This window comes from Roseibium sp. ROS1 (assembly GCF_054658215.1).
This window is the reverse complement of the sequence record NZ_BAAGIG010000003.1, coordinates 321,191-341,358: the sequence shown is the minus strand read 5'-3', so window position 1 is coordinate 341,358 and position 20,168 is coordinate 321,191. Positions and strand designations below refer to the sequence as shown.

General features: G+C 60.1%; 16 protein-coding genes and 1 tRNA gene. 7 read left to right on the top strand and 10 right to left on the bottom strand.

Annotated features, from left to right (window positions below; translation table 11 throughout):
• Positions 1-17: 17 nt before the first annotated feature.
• The 3 genes from ACYQ6M_RS17710 to fdhF all read left to right on the top strand — a co-directional run bounded on the left by ACYQ6M_RS17710 (position 18) and on the right by fdhF (position 5,263).
• A complete protein-coding gene (locus ACYQ6M_RS17710) occupies positions 18-548 on the top strand; it encodes an RNA pyrophosphohydrolase (protein WP_055658263.1) in 531 nt (176 codons plus the stop codon).
• A 273-nt stretch (positions 549-821) separates the two neighbouring features.
• A complete protein-coding gene (locus ACYQ6M_RS17705; protein ID WP_460074799.1) occupies positions 822-2,498 on the top strand; it encodes an NAD(P)H-dependent oxidoreductase subunit E in 1,677 nt (558 codons plus the stop codon).
• Positions 2,495-5,263: a formate dehydrogenase subunit alpha gene (gene fdhF / locus ACYQ6M_RS17700; RefSeq protein ID WP_460074798.1), complete on the top strand. Its 2,769-nt coding sequence runs from the start codon at positions 2,495-2,497 to the stop codon at positions 5,261-5,263. Before ACYQ6M_RS17705 ends, fdhF begins: the two co-directional genes overlap by 4 nt.
• A gap of 104 nt (positions 5,264-5,367) precedes the next feature.
• Here fdhF and ACYQ6M_RS17695 read toward each other — a convergent pair whose 3' ends face one another.
• The 3 genes from ACYQ6M_RS17695 to ACYQ6M_RS17685 form a co-directional block, all read right to left on the bottom strand.
• Positions 5,368-7,536 carry a hypothetical protein gene (locus tag ACYQ6M_RS17695; RefSeq protein ID WP_460074797.1) on the bottom strand — a complete coding sequence of 723 codons (2,169 nt, stop codon included), beginning with the start codon at positions 7,534-7,536 and terminating at the stop codon, positions 5,368-5,370.
• A gap of 148 nt (positions 7,537-7,684) precedes the next feature.
• Positions 7,685-8,827 carry a tRNA epoxyqueuosine(34) reductase QueG gene (queG, locus tag ACYQ6M_RS17690; protein WP_460074796.1) on the bottom strand — a complete coding sequence of 381 codons (1,143 nt, stop codon included), beginning with the start codon at positions 8,825-8,827 and terminating at the stop codon, positions 7,685-7,687.
• Positions 8,828-8,894: 67 nt separating this feature from the next.
• Complete coding sequence (locus ACYQ6M_RS17685) at positions 8,895-9,587, bottom strand: glutathione S-transferase family protein (RefSeq protein WP_023001669.1); 693 nt, start codon at positions 9,585-9,587, stop codon at positions 8,895-8,897.
• Positions 9,588-9,805: 218 nt separating this feature from the next.
• On the opposite strand from ACYQ6M_RS17685, the gene ACYQ6M_RS17680 reads away from it, so the two are divergent.
• Positions 9,806-10,612, top strand: a complete 807-nt coding sequence (locus ACYQ6M_RS17680) for an undecaprenyl-diphosphate phosphatase (protein WP_055658273.1) — start codon at positions 9,806-9,808, stop codon at positions 10,610-10,612.
• A gap of 83 nt (positions 10,613-10,695) precedes the next feature.
• On the opposite strand, the gene ACYQ6M_RS17675 is transcribed toward ACYQ6M_RS17680, so the two are convergent.
• Positions 10,696-11,724, bottom strand: coding sequence for a helix-turn-helix transcriptional regulator (locus tag ACYQ6M_RS17675; RefSeq protein ID WP_168685881.1), 1,029 nt, complete (start codon positions 11,722-11,724; stop codon positions 10,696-10,698).
• 150 nt (positions 11,725-11,874) lie between these two features.
• Between ACYQ6M_RS17675 and ACYQ6M_RS17670 the strand changes: the two genes are divergently transcribed.
• Positions 11,875-12,111: a DUF1127 domain-containing protein gene (locus ACYQ6M_RS17670; protein ID WP_460074795.1), complete on the top strand. Its 237-nt coding sequence runs from the start codon at positions 11,875-11,877 to the stop codon at positions 12,109-12,111.
• A 29-nt stretch (positions 12,112-12,140) separates the two neighbouring features.
• Here ACYQ6M_RS17670 and ACYQ6M_RS17665 read toward each other — a convergent pair whose 3' ends face one another.
• Together ACYQ6M_RS17665 and ACYQ6M_RS17660 are read right to left on the bottom strand one after the other, a co-directional pair.
• A complete protein-coding gene (locus tag ACYQ6M_RS17665) occupies positions 12,141-13,403 on the bottom strand; it encodes an MFS transporter (RefSeq protein ID WP_460074794.1) in 1,263 nt (420 codons plus the stop codon).
• A 202-nt stretch (positions 13,404-13,605) separates the two neighbouring features.
• The gene (locus tag ACYQ6M_RS17660) at positions 13,606-14,580 is read right to left on the bottom strand and encodes a complex I NDUFA9 subunit family protein (RefSeq protein ID WP_055659463.1); all 975 of its coding nucleotides are present in this window, start codon (positions 14,578-14,580) and stop codon (positions 13,606-13,608) included.
• A 178-nt stretch (positions 14,581-14,758) separates the two neighbouring features.
• Between ACYQ6M_RS17660 and ACYQ6M_RS17655 the strand changes: the two genes are divergently transcribed.
• Positions 14,759-14,845: transfer RNA gene (locus tag ACYQ6M_RS17655), tRNA-Leu, on the top strand.
• A 100-nt stretch (positions 14,846-14,945) separates the two neighbouring features.
• Here ACYQ6M_RS17655 and ACYQ6M_RS17650 read toward each other — a convergent pair.
• The 4 genes from ACYQ6M_RS17650 to ACYQ6M_RS17635 all read right to left on the bottom strand — a co-directional run bounded on the left by ACYQ6M_RS17650 (position 14,946) and on the right by ACYQ6M_RS17635 (position 18,760).
• The gene (locus tag ACYQ6M_RS17650) at positions 14,946-15,293 is read right to left on the bottom strand and encodes an SMR family transporter (protein WP_055658316.1); all 348 of its coding nucleotides are present in this window, start codon (positions 15,291-15,293) and stop codon (positions 14,946-14,948) included.
• 197 nt (positions 15,294-15,490) lie between these two features.
• Positions 15,491-16,306, bottom strand: a complete 816-nt coding sequence (locus tag ACYQ6M_RS17645; protein WP_023001662.1) for a hypothetical protein — start codon at positions 16,304-16,306, stop codon at positions 15,491-15,493.
• Positions 16,307-16,574: 268 nt separating this feature from the next.
• Positions 16,575-18,023: an aldehyde dehydrogenase gene (locus tag ACYQ6M_RS17640; protein ID WP_460074793.1), complete on the bottom strand. Its 1,449-nt coding sequence runs from the start codon at positions 18,021-18,023 to the stop codon at positions 16,575-16,577.
• A gap of 35 nt (positions 18,024-18,058) precedes the next feature.
• Positions 18,059-18,760 carry a GntR family transcriptional regulator gene (locus tag ACYQ6M_RS17635; RefSeq protein WP_055658321.1) on the bottom strand — a complete coding sequence of 234 codons (702 nt, stop codon included), beginning with the start codon at positions 18,758-18,760 and terminating at the stop codon, positions 18,059-18,061.
• 212 nt (positions 18,761-18,972) lie between these two features.
• On the opposite strand from ACYQ6M_RS17635, the gene ACYQ6M_RS17630 reads away from it, so the two are divergent.
• A complete protein-coding gene (locus ACYQ6M_RS17630) occupies positions 18,973-20,166 on the top strand; it encodes an amino acid ABC transporter substrate-binding protein (RefSeq protein ID WP_460074792.1) in 1,194 nt (397 codons plus the stop codon).
• The last annotated feature ends 2 nt before the right edge of the window (positions 20,167-20,168 follow it).

Sequence of the window (20,168 nt, the reverse complement as noted above, 5' to 3'; positions counted from 1 at the left end):
AACACCAAGAGGTATTCGTGACGAAGCTGGCACTCGGACCGGGATTTCCGGAACCCGTCGACGGTCTTCCCTATCGGCCCTGCGTCGGTATCATGCTGATCAACAAGGCGGGCAAGGTCTGGATCGGCAGCCGCGATGATGGAGGCAGTTCCTCCAACTACGAATATTGCTGGCAGATGCCGCAAGGCGGGATCGACAAGGGCGAAGCACCCGAACCGGCTGCCCGGCGCGAACTTTACGAGGAAACCTCGATCAAGTCCGTTTCCCTTCTGGAAGAAGCCCCGGAGTGGTTCGCCTACGACTATCCAGAAGACGTCGTCCGCGCATCGCGCAAGGGCAAGTATCGCGGTCAGGCTCAGCGCTGGATCGCCTACCGCTTCGACGGCTCGGAAGACGAAATTGATATCCTCACGCCACCGGACGGCCACACCGCGGAATTCAGCGAGTGGCGCTGGGAAGATGCCGACCGGCTGCCCGGTTTGATCGTGCCGTTCAAGCGCCCGGTCTATGAGCGCGTGGTTGCCGCGTTTTCACATCTGACCTCGTAAAACGAAGCTCATCCAACACCGGCTGAAAAGCCCCCTGGAACCTGCTGGGTTCGCGGTGCTTTTTGTCCGTGAGGTGCTCCAAAGCGTCAGCATTGGAGTCCCGCTTGTCGTTTTTCAAACAGACAGGCTGACTCGGCGCGGCTAACATCCGGACCAAAATGCGGGGTAGGTCCTGGGTTCGCCTGTTCGAACCATCAGCCGCACCCGCGAAGATCGAGAGAGGAGCGCGGACGCGAAATCCAGATGCGCTCCAGCAATACGGGAGGTACGCCAATGTCTTTCGGCAAGGGGCTTTCACGCAAGCCGTCCCAGCCAAAAGGGCGTCAGTTGGAAGATGCGGCCCTGGACGAAGTCCGGAATTTGCTGGGTGATGAGCCGCGCCGGCGCGACCTGCTCATTGAACATCTGCACAAGATCCAGGACGCATTTGGCTGTCTTGAGGCTCGGCACCTGCGCGCATTGGCCGACGAAATGCGCCTGTCGCAGGCAGAGGTCTATGAGGTCGCGAGCTTTTACCACCATTTCGACATTGTACGGGAAGGGAATGCAAAGCCTGCACCTCTGACCGTTCGTGTTTGCGACAGCGTTGCCTGCGCGCTCAAGGGGGCGGACGCTCTGGCTGCTGCGCTTGAAACCGGGGTTGATCCGGCAAAAGTCCGCATCCAGAAAGTTCCGTGCATCGGTCGCTGTGCCGGTGCCCCGGCCGTGCAGGTCGGCAAGCGGGCCATCGACAACGCGAGCGAAGTGTCCGTACGCGCTGCCTTGTTCGAAGGAACTTCCGATCCGGTGGTTCCCGATTACATCAAGCTGGATGCCTACCGCGAAGCTGGTGGTTACAAGTTGCTGGAGCGTGTGCGCGCAGGTGAACTGGATGCAGCGGCAATTGCGGACAAGGCGCTGGAAGCAGGCCTTCGTGGCCTGGGCGGTGCAGGCTTCCCGACCGGCACGAAATGGAAGATCGTCCACGACCTGCCGGCCCCGAAATACCTCACCATCAATGGCGATGAAGGCGAACCAGGCACGTTCAAGGACCGCGTTCACCTGGAACGCGACCCGCACCGGATGCTCGAGGGCGCGCTGATTGCCGCCCATGCGATTTCCGCCGCGCGCATCTATCTCTATATGCGCGACGAATATCCGGCGGTACTCCGGATCCTGAAGACGGAAATCGAGGCCCTGCGCGAAGCGGGTATCATCACGACCATCGACATCGAACTGCGCCGCGGGGCGGGAGCCTATATCTGCGGCGAGGAAAGCGCGATGATCGAATCGATCGAAGGCAAGCGCGGCCTGCCACGCCACCGCCCACCGTACATTGCCCAGGTCGGCCTGTTTGGTCGGCCGACGCTCAATCACAACATAGAAACCCTGTTCTGGATCAGGGATATCGTCGAGAAGGGTTCGGAGTGGTTCGCCAGCCACGGCCGCCGTGGTCACAAGGGCTACCGCTCCTTCTCGGTTTCCGGCCGTGTGAGGGACCCAGGCGTCAAGATGGCTCCGGCGGGGATCACCATGAACGAGCTTCTGGCAGAATACTGCGGAGGCATGGAAGAGGGGCACGTCTTCAAGGGCTACCTGCCCGGTGGTGCCTCCGGGGGCATCCTGCCCGCATCTCTTGCCGACGAGCCGCTGGATTTCGGTACGCTCGACAAATACGGCTGTTTCATCGGCAGCCACGCGATCGTCGTTTTCTCCGATCAGGATGACATGCGCGATGTGGCATTGAACCTGATGCGCTTCTTCAAGCATGAGAGTTGCGGTCAGTGCACGCCCTGCCGGTCCGGAACGGAGAAGATGGAACATCTGCTGGCAGCAGGCGATTGGGACAAGACGAAGATCACGGATCTCGATGAAGTCATGCGCTCGGCATCCATTTGCGGCCTTGGGCAGGCAGCCAGCAATCCGGTCACGTCGGTGCTGAAATTTTTCCCGGAGGAGTTCGAGAAATGAGCCAGGTCACTTTCTCCCTCGACGGTCGGATGGTCACCGCGGAAGACGGCGAAACCATCTGGCAAGTTGCCAAGCGTGAAGGCGTCGCCATTCCGCATCTCTGCCACAAGGACGCACCGGGTTATCGCTCCGACGGCAATTGCCGTGCCTGTATGGTCGACATCGAGGGCGAGCGCGTGCTTGCCGCTTCCTGTATTCGCACCCCAGCCGAAGGCATGGTGGTGAAGACCGCCAGCGAACGTGCGTCCAAGGCTCGCGAGATGGTGTTCGAACTTCTGGCAGCCGACCAGCCCTCGCGCGACCACCACCCAGACCCGGAAAGTGATTTCTGGAAATGGTCCGACCGTGTCGGTGTCTCCACCAGCCGCTTTGCCCCATGCGCCAAACCGGCCCAGGACATTTCCCATCCGGCCATCGCGGTCAATCTGGACGCCTGCATCGCGTGTAATCTGTGCGAGCGAGCCTGCCGGGAAGTGCAGGTCAACGACGTTATCGGCATGGCGGATCGCGGTTCGCACACGGTGCCGGTGTTCGATCTGGCAGACCCGATGGGTCTTTCCACCTGCGTTGCCTGCGGCGAATGCGTGTCGGCCTGTCCGACCGGGGCCCTGATGGAAAAGAGCCTTCTGGATGCCAGTGCCAGCAAGCGCGAGATCTTTGCCGAAGAAACCGTCGACAGCGTCTGTCCTTTCTGTGGTGTGGGCTGCCTGACGTCTGTCTCGGTGAAGGACGGCAAGATCGTCAGCGTCGAGGGCCGCGACGGCCCGGCCAACGAGAACCGGCTCTGCGTCAAGGGCCGCTTCGGCTTCGATTATGTTTCCAGCCCCGAGCGCCTGACCAAGCCGCTAATCCGCCGGGACGATGCGCCCAAGCGCGGTGACATTGCCATGACGCTGGAGAACCATCTCGACTATTTCCGTGAGGCAACCTGGGACGAAGCGCTCGAGCGAGCCGTTGGTGGTCTTAAAGCGGTTTATGACGCCAAGGGCGGCCGTGGCATCGCGGGCTTCGGCTCGGCCAAGGGCTCCAACGAAGAGGCTTATCTCTTCCAGAAGCTGATCCGCCAGGGTTTCCAGACCAACAATGTCGACCACTGCACGCGTCTCTGCCACGCTTCTTCCGTGGCTGCACTCATGGAGGGCATCGGTTCGGGCGCAGTGACAGCCCCGTTCAATGCGGCCGGCGATGCTGACTGCATGATCGTGATCGGCGCTCGTCCTGAGCAGAACCACCCGGTTGCCGCGACCTACATCAAGCAGGCGGCCAAGAACGGCACAAAGCTGATCGTCATGGACCCGCGCGGCCAGGGGCTGATGCGCTTTGCCGACTACGGCTTGAAGTTCAAGCCGGGAACCGATGTGGCGATGTTGAACGCAATCCTCAACGTCATCATCACCGAAGGCCTCTACGACAGCCAGTATATTGCCGCTCACGTGGACGGCTTCGAGGCACTGAAGGAAAAGATCGTCGACTTCACGCCGGAAGCGATGGAGCCGGTCTGCGGCATCGACGCACAAACCCTGCGGGAAGTCGCAAGGCTTTATGCCACCAGTGCCAAGTCGATCATCTTCTGGGGCATGGGCGTTTCGCAGCATGTCCACGGCACCGACAACGTCCGCTGCCTGATCGCCATGGCGCTGACAACCGGCCAGATAGGCCGCCCGGGCACGGGCCTGCATCCCCTGCGCGGTCAGAACAACGTGCAAGGGGCATCCGACGCCGGGCTCATTCCGATGGTGTTCCCGGACTATCGTTCAGTTGAAAACCCGGACATCCGCGCCGAATTCGAAGACGCCTGGGGCCGCACGCTCGACCCCGCGCGCGGTTTGACCGTGGTGGAGATCATGGACGATATCCTGGATGGTGGCATCGAGGCGATGTTCGTTCAGGGTGAAAACCCGGCCATGTCCGATCCGGACCAGGCCCATGCCCGCAAAGCACTGGCCAGTCTGAAACATCTTGTGGTTCAGGATATCTTCCTGACAGAAACCGCCTGGCATGCGGACGTGATCCTGCCTGCCTCCGCCCATGCGGAAAAGCTCGGCACGTTCACGAACACCAACCGCCAGGTTCAGATCGGCCGTCCTTGCGTGCCGATGCCCGGTGAAGCACGCGCCGACTGGCAGATCCTCATCGATATCGCCAACCGCCTGGGCCTGAACTGGACCTATGACGGCGTCCCGGCGATCTATGAGGAAATGCGGTCGCACATGAATTCGCTGAGCAACATTTCCTGGGAAAGGCTGGAGCGCGACGGGACGGTCACCTATCCGGCGGATGCCCCGGACAAGCCTGGCAACGAGATCCTGTTCGGCCAGTCCTTCCCGACGGCAGATGGCCGCGGACGCATCGTGCCGACGGATCTGGTGCCGCCGGATGAACTTCCAGACGATGATTTCCCGTTGGTGCTGACCACGGGGCGCATGCTGGAGCATTGGCACACCGGTGCCATGACGCGGCGTGCGGAAGTGCTCAATGCCATCGAACCGGAGCCAGTCGTTTCCATGAACCCGCGCGATATCGAGCGCTCGGGTCTGGATATCGGCCAGCAGGTGAGGGTGGAAACACGGCGCGGCGCAATCACGTTGACCCTGCGCGCAGACCGGGACGTGTCGACAGGCATGCTCTTCATCCCGTTCTGCTTCAGCGAAGCCCCGGCCAACTTCCTGACCAACCCGCAGCTGGACCCCTTCGGCAAGATCCCGGAGTTCAAATTCTGTGCAGCGCGGATCGGAACGGTCGGACAGCAGCAGGCGGCAGAGTGACGCCGGGTCTCGCCACAACTCAAGGAACGAGCTAACTGCCTTAAGGTAAAAAAGGGCGGCCACTGGCCGCCCTTTTGGTATTCGCATTCACGTGGTCAGAGCAATCAATTGGCAACAATCTTGACTGCAAGCAGATCCGGCAGGGTTTGCGGTGCTGCCATCGAACCCAGGATCTGTGCCAGCGGAACCGGGTTCGGCGGTGTCAGGGTGACCTTCAGTTCCCCCGGATTGTCGAGGAACTTGGACGCTGCTTCAGTAACCATCTGCGTGAAAGCCGCATTCTGGATCGGCGCGGTCATTTGCGTCGCCTGTGCCACCAGGGCTTCCCGGAAGACATTTTCGGGGATGTTCTGAGCCTCGGCAATGTGGGCCAAGCCCTTCTTGGTGAGGCCGGCATCCTTGAAGGTCAGGGACGCGTCGACGAACTGGGCAACCACAAGGGCCATTTGTCCCTGGTTCTCGGGATCCTCGAACAAGGACTTCGGTACGTTTGCAAGACGTGCGGACAATTCGGCGCGGCCGAGCCCTTCGACATCCACCATCATGCGCTCCAGGCGCAGTTCCAGCGTTGCCTCGTCCCAGTAGAGCCGGGTTTCGTCGGACCAGACGACCGTTTCCAGACCGAGAGCTTCCAGCAATGCCTGGGCTTCCGGGTCATCGATGGCCGCGACAGGCACTTTCAGCCCTTCGGTCCTGGCGTGAAAGCTGGTCGGGATTGGCGGCACCGTGGTGGACAGCGTCATCTCGGCTCTGCCGATTTCGGTCCGACCGAGGTCGGGCACGGCAACGTCCAGTCCTTCCAGTTCATAACCGAAAGAGCGCGGCATGAACGCGCGGGCCACCTCCATCGGATGATCCTCGCCGAAGCTTGGGTCCGCCATCAATGTGCTGATCATGGCACGCATGGGCGTATATTCGGCGAATTCGATATCGCCGATCGCCGCCCAGTCGATCTTGACCGATGCTCCTTCCGGCAGGTCCGGGGCATCGAGACCGACCATCATCATTTCGCCGATACCGTCGGAGTTGATCTCCGACATGGACATTTCCTTGATGGCGATTTCCATCGGCTTTTCTGGGCCAGGCGTCGGCACGGTCACGTTGATACCGCTGATGCGGGCATCGGTGACGCCGAACGACCGGTAGAATTGGAAAACGCCGGTGATCAGTTCTTCAGGGGCTGGAACCTGCTTGGCAAACAGACTGTCGAACAGGGCAAGGATGTTGTTTTCACGCTTCAGAACGGTGACTTCTGAAATCGAGGTCTTGTCGACGGCAATTTCAATCGCCAGCCCGTCGGCGATGTCCTGTTTGGACTTGTAGTCGATCGCCGAAGCCGAGCCGAGCATGACCACTTCATCGCCGGTTTCGGGAACATCGGGGTCGAACAGATCGAAGAACGCGGCCGCGTCCATGTCCGTGTAAACGGTCTTGCCCTGGCTGGTGGTCTGGTTCAGCATCTGGCCCGAGGTCGTGTCCAGGGTCTGCATCGACTGGCTCATGCTGTCGATCGTGTATTCCCCGATCCGGCCATCCACAGCGTCGGCCATGCGGTAGCCGGCAATCTGCATGGTGCCTGACAGAACAAGAGTGTCCTTGCCGTCTTCGGTCTCATGCGCCTCGATGGTCATCGCCGTGTTGTCGGCCTTGACTTCGTCGTAGGAAGTCAGGAGGGCGGCCTTCACGAACGGCAGCCAGCGGCTGACCTGATGCGCCTCGTCTTCTGCCGGCACTTCCGGCATGGTGAAGCTGTAGTTGGTCGCGGAAACTCCGCTCAACCGGCCGTCGATCTTCAACCGGCCCTTGCCTTCGGCGCTGGCGGAAAGAACCATTTCTGAATCGTCGGAATAGACCCAGCTTGCGGCGTCAAAGTCGCCGTCTTCATGGCTGAGACCTGTAATGGTGACCGTGCCGCTGCTGAATGAAAGCGAATAGGTCAGGTCGGTCAGCTTTTCCGGTTCGATATCCGTGGCGCCGTCATTGCCTGTGACATCCGTTTCCTCGGCCGGAATATCCTCGATGGTTCCGCTCAAGGAGATCGTGCTGTCGGTCAGGGTCAGAGTATCGGTACCTTCGTCGTAAGCGACGCTACCGTTTTCGACCTCGAGACCCAGGCTCTTCAAGCCTTCTACATAAGCTTCATAGGCGGTCTCGCCGGTGTCCTGCGCAAGGGCGGAGCCGGAAACCAGCGCAAGCGCGGTGCCGAGCATGAGGAGCCGGACGCGGGCCCTGGCTGGTTTGGACGAGAAAACGGAGGCGGGCTGAAAATTCAATGTCGTGGCTCCAATAAAATGATCGGAATCGAGCGGTTTGAACGAGATCGGTCCCGATAGGGTTGGACGTCCAAGTCCTCATCAAGACCTAGGCCATTCCATGACTATGTACCAATCACATGACAAGGTCGAATCGGGAAATGCCGGATCAGGATTGCGCGAGGAGCCATTCAGAACGCACGGTCTCGTCGGTTTCGACGCGCAACGCCGCGGTTTTGCGGGCCTGAAAATCTTCCTGTGCAGAAAGTTGGCCGAGTGCCCAGACGGCGGTGCCGCGAACAAGGGCGTCTGCATCGTCCAGCAGCGCTTCGATTTTGCCGAGCAGTGCAATTTCTCCGGAATTGCCGGCGGCAATCAAAACGTTGCGCAGAAACTTTCCCCGTCCGATCCGTTTCACCGGCGATCCGGAAAAGAGCTGGCGGAAAGCTGCGTCGTCCAGCGACAGGAGGTCTGCAAGCTTCGGGGTAATCATCTCCTCCCGGGCTATCAACTTGGCCTCCCTGGCAGCTTCGGCAAACTTGTTCCAGGGACAGGCAGCCAGGCAATCGTCACAGCCGTAAATTCGGTTGCCGATGGCTTTGCGAAACGCTTCCGGAATGGGGCCGGGGTGTTCGATGGTGAGGTAGGAAATGCATCGCCTCGCATCGAGCTGGTAGGGCGCGGGAAATGCGTTCGTCGGGCAACTGTCGAGGCAGGCGCGGCAGGAGCCGCAATGATCGCGTTCCGCACCGCTCGGCAGCAGATCCAGTGTGGTGAAGATCGAGCCGAGGAAAAACCAGGACCCGAGATCACGTGACACAAGGTTCGTGTGCTTGCCCTGCCAGCCAAGCCCGGCAGCCTCCCCGAGCGGTTTTTCCATCACCGGTGCGGTATCGACGAATACCTTCACGTCTCCACCGGACCGGGAAACCAGGAAGCTGGCCAGTTCCTTCAAGCGCCCCTTGATGACATCGTGATAGTCGCGGTGTCGCGCATAGACGGAAATGCCGCCGGTGGTCTTGTCGGCCAGATGGGCGAGGGGATGTTCGTGCGGTGCGCTGCCGGGGCCATAGTTCATCGCCAGCATGATGACAGAGCGAACCTCCGGCCATAGCGCTTGAGGTGAGGATCGGCGGTCGGCGGTTTCCGCCATCCAGGCCATGCTGCCTTCATAGCCCTTGTCCAGGAAGTGCCGCAGGCGTTCGCCCGCCTCCGGAATGCTGTCGGCAGCGGCAATCTTCACGCCGTCGAAACCGAGGGCGCGGGCCTTCTCCTCAAAGGCGATCAGAAGCTTTTGGGTCTTTCGGTCCAAGGCCTTCGGCTGCTCGCTGGAACAACGTTCAGTTCAACCGGAACCGGTTGAACGCACGAAGAATGCGTCAGAAATCGAGATCCGCATAGGTCTGTGCGGCCGGCATGCCCAGCACCTTCTCGCCCAGGAGCGGGCGCATCGACGGCCGCGACTTGACCCGCGCATACCAGCTCTTGATGTCTTCCTGATCGCTCCAGGGCACTTCGCCCAGATAGTCGGCACACGACAGGGAGGCCGCAAGGGCGAAGTCGGCGAAGGTCAGCCGGTCGCCGGCAACCCAGCGGCGGGAGGCGACCAGATAGCCGAAGTATTTCAGGTGGTGATGGATGTTTGCCCGGGCAACGCGCAGGGCAGCCGAATCCGGTTCGCCGCCGCCGGCGGACTTCGGCATGATCTGCTTGTAGATGCGTTCGCGCACAAGATGGCCGATCACTTCCTGATCGAACTTGCCGAGGCTCCACTCGACCAGGCGTCTCGTTTCTGCGCGGGCATCGGGATGATCCGGCATCAAGCGACGGTCGGCAACCGCATAGCCCCGGGTTTCGTCCAGATACTCCATGATTGGTCCGGCGCCGCAAATGGCAGGGCCTTCGTTTTCCACGATAACCGGCACGGTGCCTGCCGCGTTCAGCACCAGGAGCGCCTGAGGCCGCTCCCATGGGTTCACGTGATGCTCCTCGAAGGCGGCTCCGTATTCGCTCAGGATGAGCCGGATGAACCTTGAAGATGGCGAGAACGGATGATGGTAGAGCGTCAGCATGAAGGGGTTAAGAGCCTGAACTGTGGCAAGACTACGTCAAAGCGAATGCCGAATGCTGCAATCGCCTTAACGGAGAGTTTGCCCCGAATATGGTTATCAAGGGTTTGACGGCGTGACTTCGCTTCGTCAAATAAGCGGCGACTTGGGAGACGCCCTGAGTCGCGAGACATACTTGGTCAGGCTGGTTTTCATCAAGCCATTTGGAGACAAGATACACAATGGACGGCCAAACGATTGTTAATGCTCTCATTTTGGGGATTGTCGAAGGTCTGACCGAGTTCATTCCCGTCTCGTCAACCGGTCACATCCTGCTGCTGGGGCATTTTCTCGGCTTCGACAGCACAGGCAAAACTTTCGAGGTTCTGATCCAGCTCGGCGCCATTCTGGCGATCCTGTCGGTTTATTTCGGCCGTTTGTGGACGCTTCTGGTTACGCTGCCAAGCGATCCCTCCAGCCGGCGCTTCGTGGCCGGTATCCTGATTGCCTTCCTGCCGGCCGCCGTCATCGGCGTGCTGCTGCATGGTTTCATCAAGGAAGTGCTTTTCGAAACGCCCGCGCTTATCTGCACGACGTTGCTGCTCGGTGGCATCGTCCTTCTGTGGATCGACCGCCTGCCACTGAAGCCGCGCTACACCAACGTGATGGATTACCCGCTGTCGCTCTGCCTGAAGATCGGCTTTTGCCAGTGCCTTGCCATGGTGCCCGGCGTTTCACGCTCCGGTGCGACCATTGCCGGTGCATTGCTGATGGGCACCGACAAGCGCTCGGCGGCCGAATTCTCGTTCTTTCTGGCCATGCCGACAATGGCCGGCGCCTTTGCCTACGATCTCTACAAGAACCGCAACGTGCTCTCGATGGACGATGCCATGCTCATTGGTATCGGCTTTGTCGCGTCTTTCATCGCCGGTGTGTTTGTGGTCAAGGGGCTGCTCGACTTCGTCTCCAAACACGGCTTCGCGCCCTTTGCCTGGTGGCGCATTTTCGTGGGCATTGCCGGTTTCGCCGGACTTTATTTCCTGGGCTGAGGCCGCTTTACCAATGTCCGGATCAGCGTGCATATTTAGCTGCGCTTGTCCGGACCGATGGAGCGAGTGTGACGGGGCTTGGCTCAGGCTGAACGGTTGAGCTGTCTCTTGGCCGTATAGGTCCCCGCCAGTGCCTCCAGTTCGCTTGCAAGCTCCTGACGAAGGTCCTCCGGGCCAAGCAGTTCCGCCCCCGGCCCGAGCCAGCGGACGAGCGGCAATATGCGGGCCCGCTCGGTGGAGGGGATGCTGACGAGGATCCGGCCTTCTTCAGCCGGTGTGAAGACAGCGTGACGGTAATACCAGTCGGCGCTCAGCTTCTTGGCCTGTGCGGCAGTGATCAGGATCTCGGCAATCGCTTCTTCCTGCTCCCAGCGACGCATCGCCTGCGAAAGCCATGCCCCGCCGAGAAGGCTCTTGATGGAGAAGGTCTTGTCGGGCCGGAAAAAGAGCCCGCTGATTTCCAGATCCCGCACCCGGTCCGCCCGATAGACCTTGAGCGTGTCCGTATCGACGCAGCGTCCGGCCAGATACCAAAGGTCCCGGTCGAACATGACCCCATAGGGTTCGACGTCATGGGCTTTCACGGTCCGCCTTGTGGGGTTGACGTGTTCGAAGCGGACCCGTTTGCCATCCAGGATACCGGCCATGAATCCGTCGAGGGCCTTCTGCCAGTCGCCCGTCGGTTCCGCCTTTGTGCCGGAATGAAAGATGTCGGGCGGGATTGGTTCGATGCCCACGATCCTGTCGGCCTCTTTCAAGAGCCCGTGAACCGTTTTGGGCAGGGACGCCAGCAGCTTCTTTTCCGCGGCTGCAAGATCGTCTGCCAGCGGTACCGTGCGGCTGGAGCGCACCAGTGCCATTGCTGCCAGCAGGGCGGCGGTCTCATTGCGGGTCAGCGCCACAGGTGGCTGAAGATAACCGCTGGCAAGCCGGTAGCCGCCTTCCGCACCACGCTCCGCATCCACCGGAACGCCAAGCGCGATCAGCCTGTCGATGTCGCGATAGATCGTGCGATGGGAAACGTGAAACCGTTCGGCAAGTACGGTTGCCGGGACAAGTTTGCCGCCGGTCAGCAGAAGCAGGATGCCGAGTGCGCGTTCAATCGGGTTCATGGAAAATCGGGCTCTGTGAGGTCGGAACAAAAAAAATCATAACCTGAGAACAGAACGGGATCAAACATGACTCACTGCTGTCAGGATTGATTTGTCATTCTCATCTCGTCCCCAGAAAGGAACGGGCGTTCAGCCCTTAGGAGAAGAGAGATGAGCCTTGAGATCGACACCATTTTCCGCAGCCGCGCAAACAGCCGCAGTGTTCTGTTTTCTGCCCTTCGTGTTTGTGTCGCAGAGTTCCGGAATTATCTTCGCCGCCGGGAAACTAACCGAGCACTTTCTCGCCTGAACGAGAGTGAGCTGAAGGATATCGGCCTGCAACGCACAGAGCTCGGCTACAGCGAGCTGCACGACGACCGCTTCAAGTTGGGGCCTGGGCGTGGATAAACTTTTCCGGCGGCTGGCAAGTTCTCCTGTCAGCCGCCGGATCCGCGCATCAATGCCTTTATCTCCGGCTTGTTCCAGGCAAAGAACATCACCACAAGAGCGGTAAGGGCCGCGATGATCACACCGTAGAACGGCAGATCCAGATCAAGCCCGATCAGTTCCCCGCCCAGCAACGAGATCACGCCCGCCACCAAAGTGAAGACGGCGATGGTCACACCCATCACCCATCCCTGTTCCTTGTCGCTGACGGCTGCCGAATAAAGCCCGAGAAACGTCGGATAGGCGATGCCGAAGGCGAAGTAGAAACAGAAGACCGGCACATAGGTCAGAATTGCGTTGGGCGAGGCTATGAAAGCTGCCGCCGACACTGCCCAGACCGTGAAGGTCATGCCCAGAATAGCTTCCTTGCTGAACCGCTTTTGCGCCGGCACAACCAGAAACGTGCTGGAAAAGGCGAGGGCAATGCCGATCGTCAGCATCACCATCGAACCGCCGAGCGTGCCGTAACCGAAGCGGCTGGTCAGGTAGTTGTCGACGAAGATGTAGAAAGACAGGTTGGCGACGTGAAAGAAGAAGAACACCACCGTCAGCCGCATCACTGTCGGATATTTCCGGATACGCCATAGAAGCTCGAGGATTTCCGAAGGCCTGAACACGAATTTCTGCCGTTCCGCCTCGGCGTCGTGTGCATCCTTGAATGAGAACACCACCAGCAGGATGGCAATCAGCACCAGTACGAAACAGGCATAGAACGGCAGTTTGATGCTCGCCAGGTCGCCAAGCAGGACCGGGTCCGACAAAAGACCGCCGAGCAGCGGGCCGCCGACCAGCCCGAAGCTGACGCCGGTGATGATATAGCCCATGTTCCGGTTGCGGTCCTCGTCATCCGTGCTGCCATCGATCATCGCGGCCTGCGCGATCGGCTGGTTGCCCGCAGTCAGCCCGGTGATCGCGCGGCCCAGGACCAGGAGCAGGAAGCTGTTGAGATAGAGCGCTGCTATGGTGAGCGCATAGCCGCCGAGCGCGCCGAACAGGCAGATCAGGATCGCATTCTTGCGGCCGATGACATCCGACAGTTTGGAGATGTAGGGCGCACCGAAGAACCAGCACAAGAAGAAGACGCCGATGATGAGGCCGTAATCGAAATGGCGCATCGCGTCGCTGGTGGACTGCGGCAACATCGACGTCGACGGTTCCATCACCAGGGAATTGATGATCGGAAACACCAGCCCCTGGCCGAGCAGGTCGACAAAGACAACAAAAAGTAACGTGACCTTGGCAAGAAATGACATCTGCGCCTCCCGTCAATTTTGACGGTAGGCGAAGGAGCGGGATGCGGCAACGAAAAGCTGTGCCGGGTAGGGGCGGCAGATGAACGGTGCTGCTTGCAGACGAACTGCTGGAGTGCGCATACCCGCCCGGCACCGGGCAAGTTTCTTTCAACAGAAAACGGGCCCCAAAGGGCCCGTCGAAGAAGTCAGGTGCAAGCAGGCCTTACGCCGGCCGGTGCGCGTCGTACTGGCCGTGTTCGCGGTAGCGTTCCAGGTAGGTCGGCAAAACGGCTGCCAGCGTTGCCGGGGGAATGCCGATGCCTTCCAGGGTGCGGCCTTCCGCTTTGGCCTTGTCAGACACCACGTTGTCGGTTTTCAGCAGCTCGACCTGATCGGCGGTGAACGGCGCGTAGGGGAAGAGCTGCAGAACCTTGCCCATGGCAGATGCGACCGGGAAGGGCAGCGGCAACAGAACGCGGTTGCGGCGGGTGACTTCCAGAACGTCTTCCAGGCAAGACTTGAAGCTTTTCACTTCAGGGCCGCCGAGTTCATACGTGGTGCCACCGGCAAGCTGGCCATCGACGGCACGGGCAACGGCTTCGGCAACGTCGCAGACATAAACCGGCTGGAACTTGGACTCGCCGCCACCAAGCAGCGGCAGCACAGGCGAGAAGCGGGCCATGTCGGCAAACTTGTTGAAGAACTTGTCTTCCGGACCGAACACGATGGATGGCCGCAGGATGACGCTGCCGGGCAGGGTTTCCAGAACACCGGCTTCGCCGACCGCCTTGGAACGGGCGTAGGCGGAGCTGCTCTGCGCGTCCGCACCGATGGCAGAGATATGCGTGATCCGATCAAGGCCTGCAGCACGCGCGGCTTCCGCGATTGCTCGCGGACCGAAACTCTGCACCGCGTCGAAGGACTGTTTGCCGCTGGGGGCCAGGATGCCGACGGCGTTGACCACCGCATCCGCGCCGATCACGGCCCGGTCGACCGACCAGCGATAGCGCAGGTTGGCCTGTACCGGCATGATCTGGCCAACGGCGCCAAGCGGCTGAAGATGAGTCGCCAGATCGGGACGGCGGACGGCTGCGCGCACGCGGTAACCGCGCTTGGCGAGCGCCTGAACGATATGACGGCCAAGGAATCCCGATCCGCCGAAAACCGTGACGAGTTTGCCGTTAAGTGCTGTGGACATCCTGAAAATGCCTTCTGTCGCGTCCAAAAGGAGAGGCGGCCTGGAATTTGGCCGGCTCAGTCTGGGAGTTTCTTAGCCCTTTGCCGCGGGTCTGTGAAGGGCTCGCTGTGAATGAATAAAAAAAGTCGCACAGAGTGATTGACAAGCCCCGGAACCACCCTTACAAGCCCCCCTCACAGCCCAGGTGGCGGAATTGGTAGACGCACTAGCTTCAGGTGCTAGCGCTCGCAAGGGCGTGGAGGTTCGAGTCCTCTCCTGGGCACCAAATTTTGGTTTTGGACACACTACCAAGGTCCAGAACAATCTAAAAAAGCTCCGGTTTTCCGGAGCTTTTTTCGTTTCTGGGGCTGCTTCGGCGTTTTGGCCTAATGGCCTACCGATTTCGAGAAAACATTGATGATCACCACCCCGCTAAGGATCAGTCCAAGGCCGATCAGGGCCGGCAGGTCGAGTTTCTGGTCGAACACCAGCCAGGCGACCATGGTGATGAGAACGATGCCCGCTCCGGACCAGATTGCGTAGACGATTCCCGTCGGCAAAACGCGAATCGGATAGGACAGCAGCCAGAACGAGATCGCATAACCGGCCACGGTGATGATCGAAGGCAGCAGGCGGGTGAAATTTTCGGTTTTTGCCAGAGCGGAAGTTGCGATGACCTCGGCGACGATGGCCGCGACGAGGAAAAGATAGGTGGCGGCGAGGCTGTTCGGCATCTCTGGCTCTTTAAGGCGGTGAGGGAGCCCCGGATGAAGGTACGCAGGCCTTCCAGGGAGCGAGTGGTTTCCGTTTCGTCTGTTTATACGAAAAAGGCCCGCGTGCGCGGACCTTTCTGAAGGCTGGGGCTGTATTTGCGGGCGGCTGTCTGGCGCAAATCGCGATGCACGATCCTTCTGGTTGAACGCGATACGTTCTAGAAGGTGTATTTGCTTTCCAGCAGCAGGCCGTAGCGGTGATAGTTCTGGTCGAGAACCACTTTCTCGCCAGTGACGACATATCTGCGGTCGAAATTCGAGTGGAGCCACCAGTAACGGCCACCGACGCCCAGTTGCCAGTTCTTGGTCAGGTCGACATTCAGCATCGCATCTGCTTCCAGACCATAGGTCCAGTCGCTTTCCCAGGTTTCTATCTTGTTGTAGCTCCAGGGCACACCTGCGACGTCAACGGACCAGCCGGCGCGTTGGCCGATGTCGCCTTCAGCAGTCATGCCCAGGCGGATCGCATGCCAGTCGCGGGACTGTTCGACGGTCAGATTTCCGTATTTCGCCGAAACGTCGTCGGACAGGTACTGGTAGCCGACGAACCCTTTCAGCCGCACCTGGTTGTTTGCAAATTGCGCAAAGCCCCAGCCGCCGTCGAGAACAACATATCCGAGCGAGGTCTCATCGGTTTCGTCCATCTCGTAGCCAGAGAAATGCACATCGCCACCGTCGCTCCTGCCGAGGCCGACATAGCCCCTGAAGAAGGTGTTGGACGTCGTGTCCTCGAGCGTTCCGACCAGTTCCGCGGTGTGAGAGGTCACATTATCCGTGCTGGAAATGTCGAAGCCGCTGTTGTCCAGATCGGAGCGCGACTGGCTGTACCAGTATCGCAGACCGATGCTGCCGCGCAGTGTCGATGGCTGATAGAGTTCGCCGGGCCCTGAGTAGACATCCGCAGCGGAGGCAAGGGGCGCCGAAGAAAGCGCAAGGAAGGCCGCAATCGGAAGGGACTGCAATAGTCTTTTCATGGCTGAAACACCGCTTGTCTGATTACGCGGGAATGCGCGCTATTGGTGTGTCAGATATTGCAATTTATGGTTAACAGTGCGTGAAGGCACACCTGTTTAAGCCAGGTGACGCAGCGTCCCGCCCGGCGGGCCTTGCAAAGGAGGCAAGCCCCGGCACAGCCCCAGCACGGCCCCGGCAAGCCTTGCTGCGGGGCCTCTGGTGAAGTTGATTTGGCTCAACCGCCTCCCGCAAACTTTCGGGGGGAGGCGGCGAGCTACCGGTGATGGATCAGATCGGATAGCCCTGACCGGGGTCTTCGATGGTGATCCAGCGCAGTTCCGTGAACTCGTTGATGCCTGCCGTACCGCCGAAGCGGCCATAGCCGGAGGATTTCACACCGCCAAAAGGCATCTGCGCTTCGTCAAAGACAGTCGGGCCATTGATGTGGCAGATGCCGGACTGGATGTCCTTGGCAACTTCCAGAGCCCTGCGGGTATCCTGCCCGAAGACGGCAGCCGAAAGGCCGTAGTCCGTGTCGTTGGCGATCTCGATGGCATGGGCGGTGTCGCGGGCGCGGATCATCGTGGTGACAGGACCGAAGCTTTCTTCGCCGTATATGCGCATCTCCGGAGTAACCAGATCGACGATGGTCGGGGCCATCACGGTGCCTTCCTCCGGCACGCCGCCGCACAGAACCTTTGCGCCTTTCGCAACGGCGTCGTCAATCAGGGCTTTGACATGGTCGACAGTGTCGCGATCGACAACCGAGCCGATATGAACCTGTTCGGTTGGCGCGCCCACTTTAAGCGCGCTGGCGCTGGCCGCGAATTTCTCCGCAAAGACGTCTGCAATGGACTGATCAACAACAACTTTTTCCGTGGACATGCAGATCTGTCCCTGGTTCATGAAAGCGCCGAACCGGGCGGCATTGACCGCACCGTCGAGATCGGCATCGTCGAGCACCACCAGTGAAGCCTTGCCGCCGAGTTCCAGAAGGCAGGGTTTCAGGTGCTTGGCAGCACGCTCTGCGATGATCCGGCCAACGCGGGTCGATCCGGTAAAGTTGATCCGGCGCGTCAGTGGGTGGTCGACCAGCGCGTTGACCACTTCTGGAGCGTCAGCTGCATCGTGGGTCAGGATGTTCAGGACGCCCTTGGGCAAGCCCGCATCAGCCATGACGTTACCCAGAAGCCTGTGCAGGCCAGGGCATTTCTCGGAGGCCTTCATCACCACTGTGTTGCCGCAGGCAATCGGCAGTGCGAAACAGCGGACACCCAGAATGGTCGGAGCGTTCCACGGCGCCATGCCGACCAGAACGCCAACGGGCTGGCGGTAACCCATGGAAAAGGATCCGGGCTTGTCGGAGGGGATGATCTCGCCCTTGATCTGAGTGGTGGAAGCGGCCGCTTCACGCAGGATCTTGGCGGCGAACATGTTGTTGAAACCGAGCCATGGCGCGGTCGCCCCTGTCTCGCGAATGCCGACCTCGACGAACTGCGGCGTGCGTTCTTCCATGAGATCGGCAGCCTTGTTGAGGATCTTGCGCCGTTCACTCGGGCCAGTCTTCGACCACGCGGCAAAGGCAGCCTGCGCGGACTGCACAGCCTTGTCGACGTCGGCCGCCACCGCGGCTGCCGCCACGCTGGCGCGTTCGCCGCTGACCGGGTTCTTGCGTTCGAAGACAGCCGCGTTGCTGGCTGCCTGGTCCTCGTTGTCGATGAAAAGGCCGTAGTCCATGGGATCCTCCGTTGTGTTGGTCTTGTTTGGTCCCGTCAGTCGTCCGGGCCTGCGAACAGGGCGGAGTAGACGAGTGTCTGGTTGGCGTGTTCGCGCATGATCGATTCAGCGCGCTGTGGGTCGCGTTTCGAGATCGCGTCGAAGATGAGGCGGTGCTGCATGTTGCCCAGGCGCAGGCGCATCATGTCTTCTTCGGCCTTGTCGGCGCTGAACACCACCGTGCCCAGCTTGAGCATCGGGAGGCTTTCCATGCGATCGAACGCATAGCCGATGTAGTCGTTGCCGCACTGGCGCATGATCGTCTCGTGAAAGGCGACATTGCCGTCCTGATAGCGCGAGATCTTGTCACCATCCGCCGATGTGTCGGTTAGCGCGATGTCCATGTCCTTGATGACGGATTTCAGCGTCGCCTCGACGTCCTTGCTCATGCCGCTCTTGGCAAGCGTGCCGGCAGCCAGGCCTTCCAGTACACCGCGCACCTCGTAGGCGTGCTTGATGTCGCCCAGATTGAATTCCTGCACCGTGAAGCCGCGACCGTCACGCTTCTTGATGAGACCTTCCACCTCCAGCGCGCGCAATGCCAGCCGTGCAGGTGTTCGCGACACGTCGAACATGTCGGCAACGCTCACTTCGCTGATCTTCGAGCCCGGTGCCAGCGAGCCGTCCATGATCATGCGATGAAGAACTGCCAGCACGCGCTTGTCGGACGGGGCTGTTTCATTTGCCTTGGTCGTCATCTGTCCTTGCCATTTTCGGATCCATACCTGTTCGAAGGCATGGACCTTATCATGAGCATTTTCATATTTATGTATCCAAAAATATCGCATTGTCATTACAAAATTTCTGAAATCACCATTATTGGATGCAATATGTTGCAAAGTTGAAAATTTATGGATACAAAGTTGAGGCGCGATCAAACGCATGATCTGCGCGACTGGGAGGAGTTCTGATGCGTAGAATAGTTTTTGGAGCGACTGCGCTTGCCGCGGCGCTGCTGGCCTCCACGGCCTTTGCCGCGGACCCGATCAAGATCGGCCGCGTGGTGCATATGACCGGTCCGGCGGCAGGAGGTGATGCTGCCAGCCACAGCCCGAATGTGGAGCTCTGGGTTAGCCAGGTGAACGGACGCGGCGGCCTGATGGTCGGTGGCGAGCGTCGTCCTGTGGAGCTGGTCGAATATGACGACAAATCCAATCCGGCCGAGATGATCAAGGCGGTGCAGCGTCTCGCCACGCAGGATGAAGTCGATTTTCTGCTGACGCCCTGGGGCACCGGTTTCAACGCGGCAGCTGCTCCGATCTTCGCAAAATACGGTTATCCGCAAATCTCGGTGACCAACATCACCGACGAGATCGAGGAACTTTCCGAACGGTTTCCGAACATGTTCTTCACCCTCGGCAACACGACCGGTTTTGTCGAGGGCCTGCGCGACACCTTGAACAAGCTTCGTGACAACGGTGCCATCGGCAACAAGGTGGCCATGGTCAATGTCGCAGATGCCTTCGGCATAGAGCTTGCGGCCGTCGCGCGTGAAGTTCTGCCGGCGGCTGGCTACGAGATTGTCTTCGACAAGTCCTACCCCCTCGGCACGGCGGATCTGTCTCCGGTGGTCAAGGGAGCCAAGGCGACCGAACCGGATGCGTTCATCGCCTTTTCCTACCCACCGGATACCTTTGCGTTGACGGAACAGGCTATCATTGAAAATCTCGATGTCGGCGCCTTCTACACGGCGGTCGCGACAGCGTTTCCCGCCTACGCCGGCAAATTCGGCAGCAAGATCGAAGGTAATCTCGGGGCAGGGGGCGTCAATCTCGATCTGGAGCCGATGACGGAATACCGCGCGGCCTTCAACGCGCTTCATGGCAATCAGCCTGAATATTGGGCCGCAGCCACCTACTATGCCAGCTTGCAGGTTCTGGAACAGGCGATCGAAGGGGCTGACAGTACGGACCGCGAGGCCGTGACCGAGTACATCAAGGCCAACAGCTTTGACACCGCCCTCGGCACGATCAGCTTCGACAAGCACAATGAATCGAAGCACTACTGGACGGTGGGCCAGTGGCACGACGGCCAGTTCAATGCCGTCGCCGGCGTCGGTGTCCCGGTTGCGGTCGAGCCGGTCGCCAAGGAAGGCTGGAACTGAAG